Below are 16,745 nucleotides of genomic sequence, written 5' to 3'. Positions count from 1 at the left end.
CGAATTACTTCGCGCAGCTCAACCCGTTGTCCGGCGCCTGGCCGGTCAGCAGGTAGCGGTTCACGGCCCCGTCCACACAGGTGTTGTGCCGCCCGTAGGCCGTGTGGCCGTCGCCGTCGTAGGTGATCAGGCGGCCGGACTCCAGCTGGCCCGCCAGCGACTGCGCCCAGGCGTACGGGGTCGCCGGGTCGCGGACGGTGCCGACGACCACGATCGGGGCGGCCCCGGCCGCGCGCACGGTGTGCGGGGCGCCGGTGGCCGCGACCGGCCAGTAGCCGCAGGCCAGTGCCATCCAGGCCATGTCCCGGCCGAAGTGCGGGGAGGCCTGCTCGAAGTCCGGCACCGACCGCTGGACGTCCGCCGGCGCGCCGAAGGGCGCCGGCAGGTCGAGGCAGTTGACCGCCATGTTGGCGAACATCAGGTTCGGGTAGGAGCCGTCCTCGTCGCGGTTGTAGTACGAGTCGGAGAGCTTCAGCAGTCCGCTGCCGTCGCCCGCCTCGGCGTCGGTGAGGGCACTGCGCAGCTCGGGCCAGAGGAACTCGGCGTACATCGCCTCGATCACGCCGGTGGTTGCCTGCGACTCGGTCAGGCGCCGCCCAGAGCCGGTGGCCAGCGGCTGGGCGTCGATCGACTTGAACAGCGCGTCGAGCCGCTCGCCCGCCTGCTGTTCGGTGCTGCCGACCGGGCAGCCGTCCCGCTTGACGCAGTCCTTGGCGAACGCGGCCCAGGCGGTCTCGAAACCGCCGGCCTGGGTGCGGTTGCCGGCCACCGAGTCGAGCGAGGGGTCCATGGCGCCGTCCAGCACCAGCCGGCCGACCCGGGCCGGGAAGAGACCGGCGTACGTCGCGCCGAGGTAGGTGCCGTACGACTTGCCGACGTAGTGCAGCTGGTCGTCACCGAGCAGGGCCCGCAGGACGTCCATGTCGCGGGCCGCCTCGACGGTGCTGACGTGGCCCAGCAACGCTCCGGAGGTCTGCCGGCAGGCGTCGGCGAACTCCTTGTCGGCCTTCACCAGGGCGTCCGTCTCGGCCTGGTCGTCCGGCGTGATGTCGACCTCGGTGTAGGCATCCATCCGCTCGCCGCTCAGGCAGCCGACCGGGCTGCTGCGGCCGACCCCGCGCGGGTCGAGGCCGACCAGGTCGTACGCGCCGCGCACCCCCGCGTCGTAGCCGCCCGCGGCGGCCTCCAGGTACTCGATCGCCGAACCGCCGGGCCCGCCCGGGTTGAGCAGCAGCGAGCCGATCCGCTTCGAGCTGCCGTCCGACAGGCGCCGGGCCGCGGTCAGGGAGATGTCGCCGCCCGCCGGCTTCGCGTAGTCCAGCGGCACCTTGAACGTGGTGCATTCGAAGCCCGTGTCGCAGGGCTGCCAGCTGAGCTTCTGCCCGTAGTAGCCGGCCAGGGCGGCCGGAATCTCGGCCGGCAGCGCCTCCAGCGGGGTGGCCGGGGCCGCGCCCGCGACGGGACGGGCGGACGAGGAAGGCGAGGACGCCGGCCCGGAGGAGGGCGGCGAGGCGGGGTCGGGGTCGGTGCCCGGGGCGGAGCAGCCGCCCAGCAGCAGTCCGGTGGCCGCGGCCGCCACGGCGGCCGCTCGCAGCCGGGCGGCCGACCGCGATCGGGCAGGTGCTGCGGTCACTGCTCCGGCCGGCTGGACTGCGCGCATCGGCGGGGTTCCCCTCGGGTGCTCGGTGCTGGACTGTTGGAAGGCGGGAAACGGGAGCGCTGGAAGGCGGGAGTTCGGAGCGGCACGGTGCTCCGAACGCTCGGGCCCACCGCGGCGGCCGGAGGGACCGAACGCACGGCACCCGAATACTCGCGTACCCGGGTGCCGTGGTCGTTCTGCTGTGCTGCTGTCGTGGCCGCTGCCGTGTCGCCGACGGCAGCGTGGTCGCCGCGCCCGCGGGACTGCCCGGGCGCTCGGTGCCGCTGCCCACCACCGACCGCCGGGTGCCGTGGATCAAGGGTAGTCCGCCGCCGGCCGGGAGTGCTCAGGACGGCTTGGCCAGCGTCTCCGCAAGGTACTGCACCGCGACCCGGACCAGCCGCAACCGCTCCAGCGCCGGGGTGTAGTCCTGCACGATCTCCGAGGTCCGGACGTCGGCCCGGGCCGCCTGGCCGGTGCCGGCCTTCAGCGCCGCCTGGAGCTTGCGCAGGCCGTCCAGTCCGGGCGCGTCGGCCTTGGCGGCGGCGAGCAGCAGGTGCGGGGCGTCGGCCGCGGCGGCCTCCGCGCCCGTCCTGGCGAGGGCGGCCGAGTCGTACCGGCCGGAGACGGCCGCGGCGGCGCCGTACAGGTCCGGCCGGGAGAGGCCGGCCGCCGCCGCGCAGGGCGCGCCGCCCTCGACGCCGAGCACGCCCCAGCCCGCCGGGCCGGCCGGGACCGTCCGGAAGGCCGCGGTCACGGCCGTCCGCAGCGCGGCATCGTCGGAGACGGCCTGCGGCGCGGCGGCGACCAGGTCGCAGGGGCGCTCGGTGCCCGAGGGAGCCTCGGGCGCGACCACCACGAAGGGGCGGGAGCGGCCGGTCTGGACAGCCGAGGCGATGCCGTCGAAGACGTCCGGCACCTCGGCGTCCGCCGTCTTCCGGGGAGTGGCCGCGTGCAGGACGATCACCGGGAACCGGGCGTTCTGGTCCTTGGCGTACTCCGCCGGGACCCAGACCCGTACCTTGCGCGGATGTCCGTCGCGACCGGCCACCGCCGACTCCAGGAGCTCCCCGCCGGCCGGGTGCCCGATGCTCTCGAAGCTGCTGACCACGGGCGCGGGGGCGGGCGCCGCCGCTGCCGGGGCCGCCGGATCGGCGGCCTCACCGGGCGGCGGAGCCGCCTGTTTGGGCGCGGCCGCGGCCCGGGCGTCGTCCAGCGGGAGCCCGCCGCCGTGCCCGCCGAACACCCCGGCGGCCGCCGGCCCGGCCAGCGCCGTGACGCAGACCGCGCAGAGCACCGCCCCGGCGGCCCTGAACAGGACCGGCCGCCGGTCGCCGGCCAGCTCGTAGGTCTGCGCCGAGCGCAGGTCCCGCCAGCGCAGCAGGGCACCGCGGGCCAGCCAGACCCCGCAGACCGCGGCGGCGAGCAGGGGGACGACCAGGAGCGGACGGAGCATGGGACGCACCACCTCGGGAGGACCGGTAGCGAACGACCGCGGCGGCCCCGGCGACCAGCTCCGCCGGACGGCCACGGTGTACTCGGTCCACAGGGTGCAAGACGATCGGCCCGGCGCACGCGAGCGTTCCGGGCGAGTGCGGACGTTCACTCGAAGGGAGGACGCGGCACTACGGCGCCCGGACGCGAACGGCCTCGTCCCGCCCGCGGGCGACGGCGCGGGACCGGTCCCGGGGCGGGCCACGGACCAGCCCGGGCCGGGATCAGCACCGGCCCGGCAGCAGGCTCACGGCCGCCGCCCGCCCCCCGAAGGACACGGTCGGCCTGAGGGCGCGGCCACCCGACGGACGCGGCCCGCCGAAGGAAGCGCTCAGCCCGCCCGCAGGGCGACGGTCATCGCCTCGACCGCCAGCAGGGGGTCGACGTTGCGGTCCAGCGCAAGGCGGCAGGCCAGCACCGCCTCGATCCGCCGCAGCGTCCCCTCCGGCGGCCCGCCCGAGGCCACCTTGGCCAGCGCCGTCCGCTGGTCCTCGTTGGCCAGCGCGCCCGTGGCACCGAGCTGGATCGCCAGCACGTCCCGGTAGAAACCCAGCAGGTCGAGCAGCGCGACGCCCAGGGTTTCGCGCCGCGTTCTGGTCGCCCGGCTCTTCTGACGCTTCTCCAGCTCCTTCACCGCGCCGGCCATGCCGCGCGGGGCCTTCGTCCCCTCGGCGGCCCCGTACGCGGCCTTCAGGTCACCGGTCTCCCGGGCGTCCTGCGTCTCGGCCAGCGCGTCGGCGTCGGCCTTGGCGGTGTCCACCAGCCGCTGGGCGGCGCTCAGGCAGCCGCCGATGTCGGCGACCTCCAGCGGGATCCGCAGCACGTCGGCCCGCCGGGTGCGGGCCTGCTCGTCCACCGCCAGCCGGTGGGACCGCTCCACGTCACCCTGGCCGGCCAGCGCGGCCAGCCTGGCCGTCTCCGGCTCGACGCCGTCCCGGCGGACCAGCATGTCGGCGACCGCCTCGGCGGCCGGGGTCCGCAGCACCAGCAGGCGGGCGCGCGAGCGGATGGTCGGCAGCACATCCTGGACGGACGGCGCGCAGAGCAGCCAGACCGTCCGCGGGGACGGCTCCTCGACGGCCTTCAGCAGGGCGTTGGCCGCCGCCTCGGTGAGCCGGTGGGCGGCGTCGATCATGATCACCGACCAGCGGCCGCCGGTCGGGTAGCTGGAGGCGCGCAGCACCAGGTCGCGCATGTCCTTGACGCTGATCGAGAGCCCGTCGGTCCGGACGAACTTCACGTCGGCGTGGCTGCCGGCCATCACGGTGTGGCAGCCGTCGCAGAAACCGCAGCCGGGCGTGCCGCCGAGTTCGAGGTCGGGGCTGGTGCACTGGAGGGCGGCCGCGAAGGCGCGGGCCGCGGTGGTCTGGCCGGCTCCGGGCGGACCGGTGAACAGCCAGGCGTGCGTCATCAGGGAGGCGTTGGTGCCCTCCGCCCGCCCGCCGCCGCGGCCGGCGAGGACGGTCGCCCTGGCCGCCCCGGCTGCGGCGGTCAGCTGCTCGACCACCCGCTCCTGGCCCACCAGGTCGTCCCAGACGGCCACCGGCGCTCCTCAACCCTCTTGTCCGTGCGGCTTCGCCCTGCCGGGCTCCGCTCGCGGTCGAGCATACGTGGCCGCAACGACAGTGGGTGGTGCCCGGCCGGGCACCACCCACCTCATCGTCGGAATCGTCGGAGCCGCCTGCCGCGGACGCTCAGCGGCGCCGCTTGCGGCCCTTGCCGCGGCCGTCCGCGTCGCCGTCCTCGTCCGGAGCCGGCTGCTGCCACTGCGCCCACTCCTCGCGGGAGCCCAGCAGGGTGTCGGTCAGGCTCGGCAGGTCGTCCATCGGCGTCTCCTCGGCCCACGAGGGGCGCGGGCGCGCCGCGGCCGCCGGCTCCTCGGCCGGGTCGGCCTCCACCGTCGAAGCTCCCTGGGATGCCGGAACCCGCAGCTCACGGGTCTGGTCCGCGCCGGACTCGACCTTGGGCAGCACCGAGGTGCGGTCGGTGGCACCCGCTATGGCACCCTCCGCGCCCTCACCGGCGCCGGCCCCGCGGGCCCCACCGGTGTCGCCGTCCGAGGACGGCACCTTCGGCAGCACCGCCGTCCGGTCCAGCGGGGCGGACACCCGGGGCAGCAGCTCCGTCTCGTCCGCCGGGGACACCGGGGGAACCGGAGATGCCGGGGTGGCCGAGGAAAGCGGCGACGATCCGCCCGTCCTGGCGGCCTTCGCGGCGCGCTCGGCCTCGGCGGCCGCCCGGACCGCCGCCTGGCGGTCCCGCTCGGAGATCTCCTGGGTGATGTCCGCCGCCCCGACCTGCGGCAGCTCCGCCGTCACGTCCACCGGCGCCGCTGCCGCGGAGGCAGCGGCAGCCTCCGCCAGCCGCGCCTCCTCGGCGCGCTGCAGGGCCTCCTCGGCCCGGCGGCGCTGCTCGGCACGCTGCAGCTCGCGCTGGCGCTGGAGCTCCGCCTGCGCGGCCGCCTCGGCCTCCTGCCGCTCGCGCTCGACGGCCTCGGCCGCCAGCCTGGCCTCCTCCGCGACCCGCCGGCGCTCCTGCTCCTCGGCCCGCTCGCGGGCCTCCTGCTCGGCCTTGAGCCGGGCATCCTCGGCGGCCTTGCGGGCGGCCTCGGCGGCGATCCGGTCGGCCTCCTCCTTGGCGAGGCGGTCCTTCTCGGCCTGCTCGGCGCGCAGCTGCTCCAGCAGTTCCAGGCGCTTGCGCTCGGCGGCGTCGGCCTCGGCCTTCAGCCGGGCCTCCTCCGCCGCGCGGCGGGCGGCCTCCTCGCGGGCCAGTCGCTCCTGCTCGACCCGAGCGGCGCGCTCCTGGTGGGAGAGCGGCAGCTCGCGGTCGAGCCGGTGGCGGACGGCGGTGGTGACGACGCCGGGCTGCTGGCTGCCGTCGACGACCAGGTAGCGCGAGGGGTCGGCTGCGGCCAGGGCGAGGAAGCCGGAGCGGACCCGCTGGTGGAACTCGGTCGGCTCGGACTCCAGCCGGTCGAGCGCCTCGGTGAACCGCTCGCGGGCCGCGCTCGGGTCGACGTCCAGGACGACCGTCAGATCGGGGACGAGCCCGCCGGTCGCCCAGCGGGAGATCCGGGCGACCTCGGTGGCCGCCAGGTCGCGGCCGGCGCCCTGGTAGGCGATCGAGGAGTCCATGTAGCGGTCGGTGATGACCACCGCGCCGCGCTCCAGCGCGGGGCGGATCACGTTCTCGACATGCTCGGCGCGGTCGGCGGCGTAGATCAGCGCCTCCGCCCGGTGCGAGAGGCCGGTGTTGCCGACGTCCAGCACCAGGCCGCGCAACCGCTGGCCGACCGGGCTGCCACCGGGCTCGCGGGTCAGCACGACCTCGTGGCCCTTGCTGCGGATCCACTCGGCGAGGGCGTTGGCCTGGGTGGACTTGCCGGCGCCGTCGCCGCCCTCCAGGGCGATGAAGAAACCGGTGCCCGAGGTGCGGTGCGGCGCCGGGCCGCTGGTGCCGCGGACCGCGTCGAGGAGGTCCCGCACGAAGGGTGCGGTGCCGCGCCGGTCGTCCGTCTTCAGCAGCACCACGGCGGCCAGCACGAGGGTCAGCAGCCCGATCGTCCCGACCGCGAGGGCCGCGCCGCCGTGGATGAAGGTGAACCCGCCGGGCTTCACGTCCCCGACGATCACGTTGCCGTAGGCGGCGGCGATCAGCGGCACGGCGATCAGCGCCAGCGACACCACCACCCGGAGCACCGCGTACAGGTGGTCGGTGACCTTGGGCAGCCGGGCCTCCTCCACCTCCTGCGCGAGCAGCGAGCGGCCGGCCGAGACGACGATCCCGGCGGCCAGCCCGGCCAGCGTGGTCAGCAGCAGGACCAGCACGAAGTCCAGCACCAGGCCGGCCAGGATCAGCGCGACGCCCTCGACCAGCAGCGCCAGCGCGAGCAGCCGGCGGCGGGAGAAGGAGGGCAGGGTGGCCCGGGTGAGGCGGACGCCCAGCGCGGGGGCGCCGGCGGCGGCGAGCACGATCAGGCCGTAGCCGATCGGGCCGGCCCGGTGCTCGACCGCGGTCAGCAGGGCGAGCGAGGCCACACCCGCCAGCGAGGAGTAGGCGGCGGCCACCGCGAAGGTGAAGTAGGGGGCCGATCCGGTCCGGCCCTTGCGCAGCGCGGGGCCGGACGTGGCGTCGGTCGGGGCGCGCAGACCCTGCAGCGGCGAGCGCGGGGCGACGGCGACCGGCCCGGCGGGCAGGTCCTGCAGGTAGGTCAGCGCGGCGGAGGTGACGAACAGCGCGGCGGCGCCGAGGGCGGCGCAGGTGGCCTGGTGGCTCCGCAGCCAGTCCGAGCCGAGCGCCGCGAAGACGTTGTTGAGCAGGGTGAAGACGACCAGTGCGGCGGCGGCGAGCGGCAGGGTGGCCCAGCCGGTGCGCAGGTCCAGGGTGCGGACGGTGTCGAGGTTCGCGGCGGACGGACGCTGCTCGGCGAACGGGGCGTGCGGGTTCACCGGGGGCAGCAGCGCGGGCGCGGCGGCATCCTTGCCGACGGTCCAGATCCGCTCGGCGGCGCCGGTGACGAAGACGGTGGCGAGCAGCGCGTAGGTCGCGGCGCCGGTGCTGGGCTTCGCCGTCGTGGCGGGGAACCAGATCACCCACCAGGGCGCCAGGCCGACCAGCACGGCGCGCAGCACGTCGGTGGCCAGCAGCGTCCAGCGGCGGTCCAGCTTCGTACCCACCAGCTGGTGCAGCGGGCCGAGCAGGGCGGCGCCGAACAGCAGGGTGGCGGCCAGCCGGGCCACGAACACGGCGGACACCGCGAACGCCAGGCTGCGCGGCAGGTCGCCGAACTGCTGCCCGAGCGCGGCGGCGATCACGGTCAGCGCCAGCAGGACGAGCAGGCCGAGCCGGTCGGCGGTGCCGCCGATCAGCTGGGTCGTCCAGAGGCGTCGGTAGGGGCGCAGGCGAAGCAGTGCGCGGGCCCGTTCACCCGCACTCCCGGCCGGTGCGACCTCGGGGAGGTCGGGGGTGGCGGCTCCCGCGGCCACGGCGGCGCTGGGGGTGGGCTGCTCCTCGCTCGTCATACGGTCAGCGTAGCGGTCTGCGGTGCCCGCAAAAGGAAGGAGTGGGCCTCCGGATGCCGCTCATTGCACGGTTGTGACGCTTCGCGGACAGACTGCGGGCCCGCACCCCCTGGTGGGAGGGGCGGGCCCGCGGTGACTGTCGGCAGGTCAGCTCTCGTCGGAGCCGGTGCTCTTCTTCGTCGCGACCTTCTTGGCGGCCGTCTTGGTGGCGGTGACGGTCTTCTTGGCGACCGTCTTCTTCGCCGCCGTCTTCTTCGCGGTGGTGGTCTTCTTGGCCGCCGTCTTGGTGGCGGTGGCCTTCTTGGCCGGTGCCTTCTTGGCGACCTTCTTCACCGGCCCGCGGGCCCGCTTCTCGGCCAGCAGCTCGTAGCCGCGCTCCGGCGTGATCGTCTCGACCTCGTCGTCCTTGCGCAGGGTCGCGTTGGTCTCGCCGTCGGTCACGTACGGGCCGAAGCGACCGTCCTTGACCACCACCGGACGCTCGCTGACCGGGTCCGTGCCCAGTTCCTTGAGCGGCGGGGCGGCGGCGGCCCGGCCGCGCAGCTTGGGCTGCGCGTAGATCGCCAGCGCCTCGTCGAGGGTGATCGTGAGGATCTGCTCCTCGTCGGTCAGCGAGCGCGAGTCGGTACCCCGCTTGAGGTACGGACCGAACTTGCCGTTGTACGCGGAGATCTCCTGGCCCTCGGGGTCGGTGCCGACCACCCGCGGGATGGAGAGCAGCTTGAGCGCCTCCTCCAGGGTGATGGCGTCCAGCGACATCGTCTTGAAGAGCGAGGCGGTCCGCGGCTTCACGGCGTTCTTGCCGGTCTTCGGCGTGCCCTCGGGCAGGATCTCGGTCACGTACGGGCCGTACCGGCCGGACTTGGCCACCACGGGGTTGCCGCTGACCGGGTCGGTGCCCAGCTCGAAGTCGCCGCTGGGCTTGGCCAGCAGCTCCTCGGCCAGCTCGACGGTCAACTCGTCCGGCGGCAGCTCGTCCGGGATGTCGGCGCGCTGGCCCGGCTCGCCCTCGACCTGCGAGGCCTTCTCCACGTACGGGCCGTAGCGGCCGACCCGCAGGGTGATGTCGTCGCTGATCTTGAACGAGCTGATCTCGCGGGCGTCGATCGCCCCGAGGTCGGTGACCAGCTCCTTCAGACCGCCGAGGTGGTCGCCGTCGCCGTTGCCGGCCTCGGCGGCGCCGCCGACGGCGTGCCCCTCGCCCTCGCCGAAGTAGAAGCGCTTGAGCCACGGCACGGACTTCGCCTCACCGGCGGCGATCCGGTCGAGGTCGTCCTCCATCCGCGCGGTGAAGTCGTAGTCGACCAGCCGGCCGAAGTGCTTCTCCAGCAGGTTGACCACCGCGAAGGAGAGGAACGACGGCACCAGCGCCGTCCCCTTCTTGAAGACGTACTTGCGGTTGATGATCGTGTCGATGATCGACGCGTACGTCGACGGCCGGCCGATCTCGCGGTCCTCCAGCTCCTTGACCAGCGAGGCCTCGGTGTAGCGGGCCGGCGGCTTGGTCGAGTGGCCCTCGGAGTTCAGCTGCTCGGCCGAGAGCGGGTCGCCCTGGGCGACCTGCGGCAGCCGGCGCTCGCGGTCGTCGAGCTCGGCGTTCGGGTCGTCCGCGCCCTCGACGTAGGCCTTGAGGAAGCCGTGGAAGGTGATGATCTTGCCGGAGGCCGAGAACTCGACGTCCCGGCCGTCCGCCGAGGCGCCGCCGACCTTCACGGTCACCGACTGCCCGACCGCGTCCTTCATCTGGGAGGCGACGGTACGCATCCAGATCAGCTCGTAGAGCCGGAACTCGTCGCTGCTCAGACCGGTCTCCGCCGGGGTGCGGAAGCGGTCCCCGGAGGGGCGGATCGCCTCGTGCGCCTCCTGCGCGTTCTTGACCTTGCTGGCGTACGTGCGGGGCGCGTCCGGCAGGTAGTCCGCGCCGTAGAGCTGCGTCACCTGGGCCCGGGCGGCGGAGATCGCCGTGTCCGAGAGCGTGGTGGAGTCGGTACGCATGTAGGTGATGAAGCCGTTCTCGTACAGCTTCTGGGCCACCTGCATGGTGCGCTTCGCGCCGAAGCCCAGCTTGCGGCTGGCCTCCTGCTGGAGCGTGGTGGTGCGGAACGGCGCGTACGGCGAGCGGCGGTAGGGCTTGGACTCGACGCTGCGCACGCTGAACGCGGTCTGCTCCAGGGCGGCGGCCAGCGCGCGGGCGGCCTGCTCGTCGAGGTGCAGGGTGTTGGCGCTCTTGATCTGCCCGTCCGAGCCGAAGTCACGGCCGCTGGCGATCCGGCGGCCGTCCACGGTGGCGAGCCGGGCACCGAAGTTCTCCGGGTTCGCGGCGTCCGCGGCGGTCCGGCCGGTGGCGAAGGTCGCCGTGAGGTCCCAGTACGAGGCGGTGCGGAAGGCGATCCGCTCACGCTCGCGCTCGACCACCAGGCGGGTCGCGACGGACTGGACGCGGCCGGCCGAGAGCTTCGGCATGACCTTCTTCCACAGGACCGGCGAGACCTCGTAGCCGTAGAGGCGGTCGAGGATCCGGCGGGTCTCCTGGGCGTCGACCAGGCGCTGGTTCAGCTCGCGCGGGTTGTTCACGGCCTCCTGGATGGCGGCCTTGGTGATCTCGTGGAAGACCATCCGGTGCACCGGCACCTTGGGCTTCAGCACCTGCTGGAGGTGCCACGCGATGGCCTCGCCCTCGCGGTCCTCATCGGTGGCGAGGAAGAGTTCGTCGGACTCGGCGAGCAGCGACTTCAACTTGGTGACCTGGGACTTCTTGTCCGCGTTCACCACATAGATCGGCGCGAAGTCGTGGTCGACGTCGACACCGAGGCGACGCACCTCACCGGTGTACTTGTCCGGGACCTCGGCGGCCGTGCCGGGCAGGTCGCGGATGTGCCCGACGCTCGCCTCGACGATGTAGCCGGGGCCGAGATAGCCCTTGATCGTCTTCGCCTTGGCCGGCGACTCGACAATCACGAGTCGCTGGCCGTTGCGCGCGGTCTCGCTGCTCGGGGACACCTTCGCTCTTCTCTCCCGGTCGTTACGTGGGCTGGTCGGCGCAGGCAGTACGGATGCCGCTCCGCCCGACCCCACCAGCGTCCGGGGCTGCCGCTGCGCGACGACCCCACCAGCGGAGTGTGACCGTACCCCGGCCACCCTTGTCAAACGGACGGATCCCGCTTTTTCACCGGCAAAGCCGACCTACGCCACTCGAACGGTAACCCGATGATGGAGGATCGTGCCGCGCAGAGGGGGTGCTTCGGCGGGTTTAAGAAGGATGGAATAACAGATTTCAGAATCTGTCATCATGATTTCGCCGACCGTCGCGCGCCCACGAGCCTCCGCCGCGAGCCCGCTGCCGGGCGGCCCGTAAGATCCCCGCCGCGCAACGCTCCGACCGGGAACGGCCAAGGTCAGCCCTGGTGTCCACCGATGTACCCGGCCCCGTCGCGCATCTCCGGACAGACCTCGGCCAGGCCCCCCGACGACTCTCAGCGGCCCGCCAGGAAGGCCAGCAGGGCAAGGCCGCCCGCCAGACTCCCCGCGCCGAGCAGCGTCCAGAACACGTCACTGGCCAGCGTCGACCCGGCCTCACCGGCCGCCAGCACCACCAGGCCCGGGCGCCTGGGGTCGTACGCCACCCGGACGTCCGACCCGATCGCCAGCCCGGACGGGCGCCACAGCGGAGTGTGGCCGCGCGGTCTGGCGAGCACCACCTCACCCCGGCCCGTCGAGCCCACCGCCCCGCCCGAGGCGCCGGAAACCCCCGGGGCCCCGACCGACGGCAGGGTCGCGAAGGACAGCAGCGGAGCGCTGTCCAGCGCGCCGTACAGATCCTCGTCGGCGACGACCCGCGCCGAGACCGGCACCCCGTGGCGGCGCACCCGGTGGCGAAGACGCATTTCGACAGCGCACCAGAACAGGAGTGCGCCTCCGAAGAGGACGAGCACGACCCCCGCCGCAGAACCCGTGGGTGTCTCCATCGCGCCCCTCCCCCGTCCTGTCCGCCGCGAATCTCCGTCCACAGCCTGTGGACAGAGATTCGCAGCGCAGGGACAACGCCCGACCGACGGCCGCCGTACGACAGCCGAACCGGCGGGAACGGGAACGTGAACGGCGGGGAGGGTCGGCGGGCCGGCGGAGCGCGCGGACGAGGATCGGCGGGCCGGCGCAGTGGCGGGCCGGGCCGGGCGGCCCGGGGCAGGGCAGCGCAAACCGCGGGCGGTGCCGTCCGCCCCGGGTACGCCGCTCAGCCGTCAGTCCTCAGGCCACAGGCCCGCCGGCTCGATGAAGCCCTGCTCGGTCAGCAAGCGGAGCGACTGCGGAACCTGGTCCCGCAGGACCACCCGGTCCTCGTCCAGCAGGTGCGCGATGGCGTCCACGATCTCGCCCGCGGACAGCGTGCCGTCGCAGGCCCCGACGAAGCCGGCCCCCACCGTGTCGACCTTGGTGGCTCGGCGCATGCCGCGGTTGTGGCGCAGGATCACATGCTCGGGGTCCTCGGCGCCGGGCGACCCGACCTGCTCCTGGACGACCTCGTCCGAGAGCAGGTAGCGGGTGGCCAGCAACCCCGCGTCGTCGTGCGAGGCCAGGAAGTCCTGCCGGGCGAACCAGCTCTCGATGTGCGGGCCGAGCGGCTGCTCGATCGAGTGCGGCCACTCCTCCACCCGCACGGTCGGGCGGTCCGCACCGCTCGCCCGCAGGGTGATCCAGCCGAAGCCGATACCCTCGACCTTCGCCTCCTCGAAGGCGTCCAGCCACTCGCCGTAGCGGGCCTGGTAGTCGCCGCCCGGGCCGCGGTGGTCGCCGCCGTCGCGCAGCCACAACTCCGCGTACTGGGCCACGTCCTGCACCTCCCGCTGGACGACCCACGCGTCCAGTCCGGTGCCGGCCACCCAGCCCGCCAGCCGGTCGTGCCAGTCCTCGCCCTTGACGTGCTGCCAGTTCGCCAGCAACTGGCAGTAGCCGCCGGGCTCCAGGTGCGCGGCGGCGCCCCGCACCACGCTCCGGCAGAGCTCGTCGCCCGCCATCCCGCCGTCGCGGTAGGTGAAGCGGCTCCCCGGCGAGATGACGAACGGCGGATTGGAGACGATCAGGTCGAACTTCCGCTCCCCGACCGGCTGGAAGAGGCTGCCCTCGGCCGTGTCCGTGTTGTCGAAACCGGACAGCGCCAGGGTCAGCTCGGTGAAACGCAGCGCACGCGCGTTGACGTCCGTCGCCGTCACCCGCTGGGCGTGGCGCGCCGCGTGCAGGGCCTGCACGCCGGAGCCCGCACCCAGGTCGAGCGCCGACCGCACCGGCCGCCGCACGGCGATGTTCGCCAGCGTGGTGGACGCGCCGCCGACGCCCAGCACCAACTCCTTGCGCGCCACCCCGTGCGCGGTCTCGCCCGAGCCGATACCGCCCGCGCCACCGACCGCGCAGCCCAGGTCGGACACCACCCAGGAGTCCGAACTCGGCAGGCCGGCAACCTCGTTGGCGTACGGCCGGACATCCACCGTGGCACGCACCTGGTCGCCGTCAGGCCTCAGCCAGCCGTCCGCGAGGCAGTCCTCCACCGGCAGCGCGGCCGCGGCCGCCGCGTACGGAACGGGCTGCTGCAGCAGGAAGAGCCGCACCAGCGTCTCCAGCGGACTGCCCCCGCGGGTGGCGCGCAGCGCCGGCACCGCCTCGCTACGGGCCAGAGCCGCGTAGCCGGTGGGCCCGAGCAGATCGAGGCAGCCGTCAGCGGTGTACGAGGCGGCGAGCAGCGCCTCGCGGAGCTTGGCGAGGCGGGTGGGGTCGAGAACGGGGCTACTGGTCACCCAGCCATTGTCTCGCGACGCCGGGGCACGGCCCGCCGTGGCACGGCGGAACGCCCGCCCGCGGGCCGCCGGCCCCCGGGCCCCCTGAACACCGGGGCGGCGGGACGGCGGGACGGCGGTGCCGCGGGCACGGGGGCACGCATGGGTGACGACCGGGCCCGAGGATCGAGGCCCGGCCGTGCGCACAAGCGCAGTGGGGCGGGCTCAGCTCGGCGAGGCCGCCGGGGAGGTGGCCGCCGCCGAGGCGGAGGGTGCGGCGGAGCCGGTGGCGTCGGCCGCCGGCGCGGAGGGGGAGGCGGCGGGATCGCCGGACGCGGCGGGCGCCCCGGACGCACCCGGGGTCGCGGGGGCGCTCGCGCCCGCGGGGGCGCCGGACGGAGCGGCAGCCGAAGGAGCGGCGGCCGGCGCACCGGGCTTGCAGCCGGGCTGCCTGGCCATCGCCGCGCCCAGGTCACCGCTCTGCAACTTGTTCTGCGCCTGGGTGGACAGCGTCGCCAGCTGCTGGACCTGGTCGCCGACACTGCGCAGCCCGTCCGCGAACTTCGCCTGGTCCGCGTTGGGCAGCCCGTCCAGCTTCTTCTGGACCTCCAGGTAGCCCTGGGCCGCCTTGTTCAGCTCGTCGACCGCGTCCTTCTGCAGGCCCCCGCCGTTGTCGACCTTCGGGGCGCCGGCCTTGTCGATGGCCTCGGCGATCTGCTGGTTGGTCCTGGCCAGCCGCGCGACGTCGTCCGAGAGCCGCTTCTGCAGATCGGCCGGGACTTCGCCCTCCTTGACCTGCGCGGTATCCGCAAGCGCCGCCTGCGCCTGCGCGATCGGGTCCTTCGCCGAGTCGCAGACAGTCGTCGCCCACGCGTTCAGCTGCGCGCTGTCGTCACCGCCGCACCCGACAGCGCCGAACGCGAGCAACGCGCCCAGCGCGGGTACGGCCAGCAGTCGCTTGTTCACCGGAGGAGCCCTTTCGGATGCGGTTGTCGAACAGCGAACCTACTACGCCCGCCCGGCCCGGCCGTCCCGACGGCGGACCCGGTGGGGCCCGCAGGCCCGGGTTCGGGGCGTCCCCGTCGCCGGTCGTAGCCAGGTGGCGGCCAGGTCGTGGCTAGGCCCGCTCGACCCGGATCGAGTCGCCTGGACGCACCGTACGCAGCACGTTCGCGTCGCCGTCCAAGGCGCCCAGCACGTTGCAGGGGCCCGCCAGCCGGCACTCGCCGCCGCGTGAGATCGGGGTCGGCCCGAAGGGCAACGCCAGGCTGTCACCGTCCGTCCAGAACGCCACGGTGCCGGGCTCGACCACCTGCCGGGCGTCGTCCTCCAGGGGCACGGTGACCGGAGTCCCGAAGTAGACCTCGTCGCCCCAGGTGTTCGCGGAGGAGCTGAGGGGCAGTGCCTCCCAGATCGCCCTGGCGGTGGGCGTCGGCTGCAAAGTGGCCGTCGTCTGACCCGCAGGCCACAGGATTCGCATCCGCATTGGGGTGTTCCCTCATCTCCGACAGATCCGATCCGGTCGCGCCAGAATGCAGAGAACCGCTCAGTTCAACAATCTGTCAACCCCTGGAGGGAGTCCGGCGGCTCCGGCGAAACCCGCGCAACGCTCCGCCGGGGACGCGGGCCAGGAGCGTGCCGGGTGCCTGCGAGGCTCCAGGTCCTCGGCGGTCGCGACCTTCGGGCTGTTCGCCCGGACGTCCAGGGCCGGCCGCGCAGAGCCGCTCGAATGAGCGCACCTGGAAGAAGCCCGGGCGCGGCGGGAGCAGCGGCGGGGTGCGGCACAGGCACCACGGGCCGGAAAAGCCCGAAGTCATCGGCTGGCGTCGGCCGCTCGGGCGCCGCGCAGGGACCGACCTGGCGGCCGGCGATGTTCGGGAGGCGGGCACGTCGAAGCGGGACCCGCCAGGAGGGACCAGCCGGCGTGGCTCAGTGCGCCAGGGCGTCGACCGACACCGGCCAGCTCATCCGGATCAGGCCACCACGAGCGCCGTGGGAGACCTCAAGGTCCTCGACCAGGCCGGTGATGACCGCGAGGCCCAGGGTGTCCTCGTCGGCGTCCTCGTCGGCGCCCGGCTCCGGGACCGACGCGGGGCCGGCCTCGTCCTCGACCTCGATGAGGAAACGCTTCTCCTGATCGGTGAGGGCCACCCGGACGGCGCCGCCCGTCACCCCGCCACGCTGGTGCAGGCCCACCGCACGGGAGCACGCCTCGCCGACCGCGAGGCGTACCTCGTCGAGCACCGACTCGTCGACCCCCGCGCGTCTGGCCACCGCCGCGGCCACCAGCCGGGCTGTGCGCACATGCTCGGGAAGCGCACTGAATCGAAGTTCGACCGTTGCCATGTCTCCCCCTCCGGGGTGCTCCGACCACGGGCTGGACAGCCAGCCCCGAGGGCCGGACGAAACCGGCCCTTTGCCGGGGCGGGCAGGCCCTTCGGACCCGACCCGCCCCAAAAAGGTGAGATCAGTCGGTCGCGGCGACCGCGTCGTCCACCGAAGTGTGGATCGGGAACACCTTGGTGAGACCGGTGATCCGGAAGATCTTCAGAATGCGCTCCTGGTTGCAGACCAGGCGCAGCGAACCCTCGTGGGCACGCACTCGCTTGAGACCGCCCACCAGGACGCCGAGACCGGTCGAGTCGAGGAAGTCCACGCCCTCCATGTCGACGACCAAGTGGTAATTGCCGTCGTTGACGAGCTCGACCAACTGCTCGCGCAGCTTCGGGGCGGTGTACACATCGATCTCGCCGCCAACCTCGACGACCGTGCGATCGCCGACTGTACGGGTCGACAGGGACAGGTCCACGGAACCTCCAGCACCTT

At 74.0% G+C, this 16,745-nt stretch carries 11 protein-coding genes; all 11 read right to left on the bottom strand.

Features of this window, described 5'->3' with window-relative positions; genetic code table 11:
• Positions 1–4 precede the first annotated feature (4 nt).
• On the bottom strand, positions 5–1,660 hold the full coding sequence (locus tag OG689_RS22725) for an alpha/beta hydrolase (RefSeq protein ID WP_266322747.1): 1,656 nt from the start codon (positions 1,658–1,660) through the stop codon (positions 5–7).
• 325 nt (positions 1,661–1,985) lie between these two features.
• Positions 1,986–3,095, bottom strand: coding sequence for a hypothetical protein (locus OG689_RS22720; RefSeq protein ID WP_266322746.1), 1,110 nt, complete (start codon positions 3,093–3,095; stop codon positions 1,986–1,988).
• Positions 3,096–3,464: 369 nt separating this feature from the next.
• Positions 3,465–4,676 (bottom strand): DNA polymerase III subunit delta', encoded by a 1,212-nt coding sequence (locus tag OG689_RS22715; RefSeq protein ID WP_266322745.1) that lies wholly within the window; start codon positions 4,674–4,676, stop codon positions 3,465–3,467.
• Between the two features lie 151 nt (positions 4,677–4,827).
• On the bottom strand, positions 4,828–8,154 hold the full coding sequence (gene tmk / locus OG689_RS22710) for a dTMP kinase (RefSeq protein WP_266322744.1): 3,327 nt from the start codon (positions 8,152–8,154) through the stop codon (positions 4,828–4,830).
• Between the two features lie 147 nt (positions 8,155–8,301).
• Positions 8,302–11,154, bottom strand: coding sequence for a type I DNA topoisomerase (gene topA, locus OG689_RS22705; RefSeq protein WP_266322743.1), 2,853 nt, complete (start codon positions 11,152–11,154; stop codon positions 8,302–8,304).
• A gap of 473 nt (positions 11,155–11,627) precedes the next feature.
• The gene (locus OG689_RS22700) at positions 11,628–12,119 is read right to left on the bottom strand and encodes a DUF3592 domain-containing protein (RefSeq protein WP_323189321.1); all 492 of its coding nucleotides are present in this window, start codon (positions 12,117–12,119) and stop codon (positions 11,628–11,630) included.
• Positions 12,120–12,392: 273 nt separating this feature from the next.
• Positions 12,393–13,940, bottom strand: coding sequence for a methyltransferase (locus tag OG689_RS22695; protein WP_266322741.1), 1,548 nt, complete (start codon positions 13,938–13,940; stop codon positions 12,393–12,395).
• A 204-nt stretch (positions 13,941–14,144) separates the two neighbouring features.
• Complete coding sequence (locus OG689_RS22690) at positions 14,145–14,885, bottom strand: small secreted protein (protein ID WP_266322740.1); 741 nt, start codon at positions 14,883–14,885, stop codon at positions 14,145–14,147.
• A gap of 151 nt (positions 14,886–15,036) precedes the next feature.
• Positions 15,037–15,405: a cyclophilin-like fold protein gene (locus tag OG689_RS22685; RefSeq protein WP_266322739.1), complete on the bottom strand. Its 369-nt coding sequence runs from the start codon at positions 15,403–15,405 to the stop codon at positions 15,037–15,039.
• A gap of 443 nt (positions 15,406–15,848) precedes the next feature.
• Positions 15,849–16,265: an ATP-binding protein gene (locus tag OG689_RS22680; protein WP_266322738.1), complete on the bottom strand. Its 417-nt coding sequence runs from the start codon at positions 16,263–16,265 to the stop codon at positions 15,849–15,851.
• Positions 16,266–16,386: 121 nt separating this feature from the next.
• Positions 16,387–16,728, bottom strand: coding sequence for an anti-sigma factor antagonist BldG (gene bldG, locus OG689_RS22675; RefSeq protein ID WP_014178436.1), 342 nt, complete (start codon positions 16,726–16,728; stop codon positions 16,387–16,389).
• Positions 16,729–16,745 lie beyond the last annotated feature (17 nt).

Source organism: Kitasatospora sp. NBC_00240 (genome assembly GCF_026342405.1).
In the GTDB taxonomy this organism is placed as follows: Bacteria; Actinomycetota; Actinomycetes; order Streptomycetales; family Streptomycetaceae; genus Kitasatospora.
This window is presented reverse-complemented; position numbering and strand designations above follow the sequence as displayed.

Coding starts and splice junctions, on each gene's coding strand:
- OG689_RS22725 (WP_266322747.1), bottom strand. CDS start 1,660: ATGCGCGCAGTCCAGCCGGCCGGAGCAGTGACCGCAGCACCTGCCCGA.
- OG689_RS22720 (WP_266322746.1), bottom strand. CDS start 3,095: ATGCTCCGTCCGCTCCTGGTCGTCCCCCTGCTCGCCGCCGCGGTCTGC.
- tmk (WP_266322744.1), bottom strand. CDS start 8,154: ATGACGAGCGAGGAGCAGCCCACCCCCAGCGCCGCCGTGGCCGCGGGA.
- OG689_RS22700 (WP_323189321.1), bottom strand. CDS start 12,119: ATGGAGACACCCACGGGTTCTGCGGCGGGGGTCGTGCTCGTCCTCTTC.
- OG689_RS22685 (WP_266322739.1), bottom strand. CDS start 15,405: ATGCGGATGCGAATCCTGTGGCCTGCGGGTCAGACGACGGCCACTTTG.
- OG689_RS22680 (WP_266322738.1), bottom strand. CDS start 16,265: ATGGCAACGGTCGAACTTCGATTCAGTGCGCTTCCCGAGCATGTGCGC.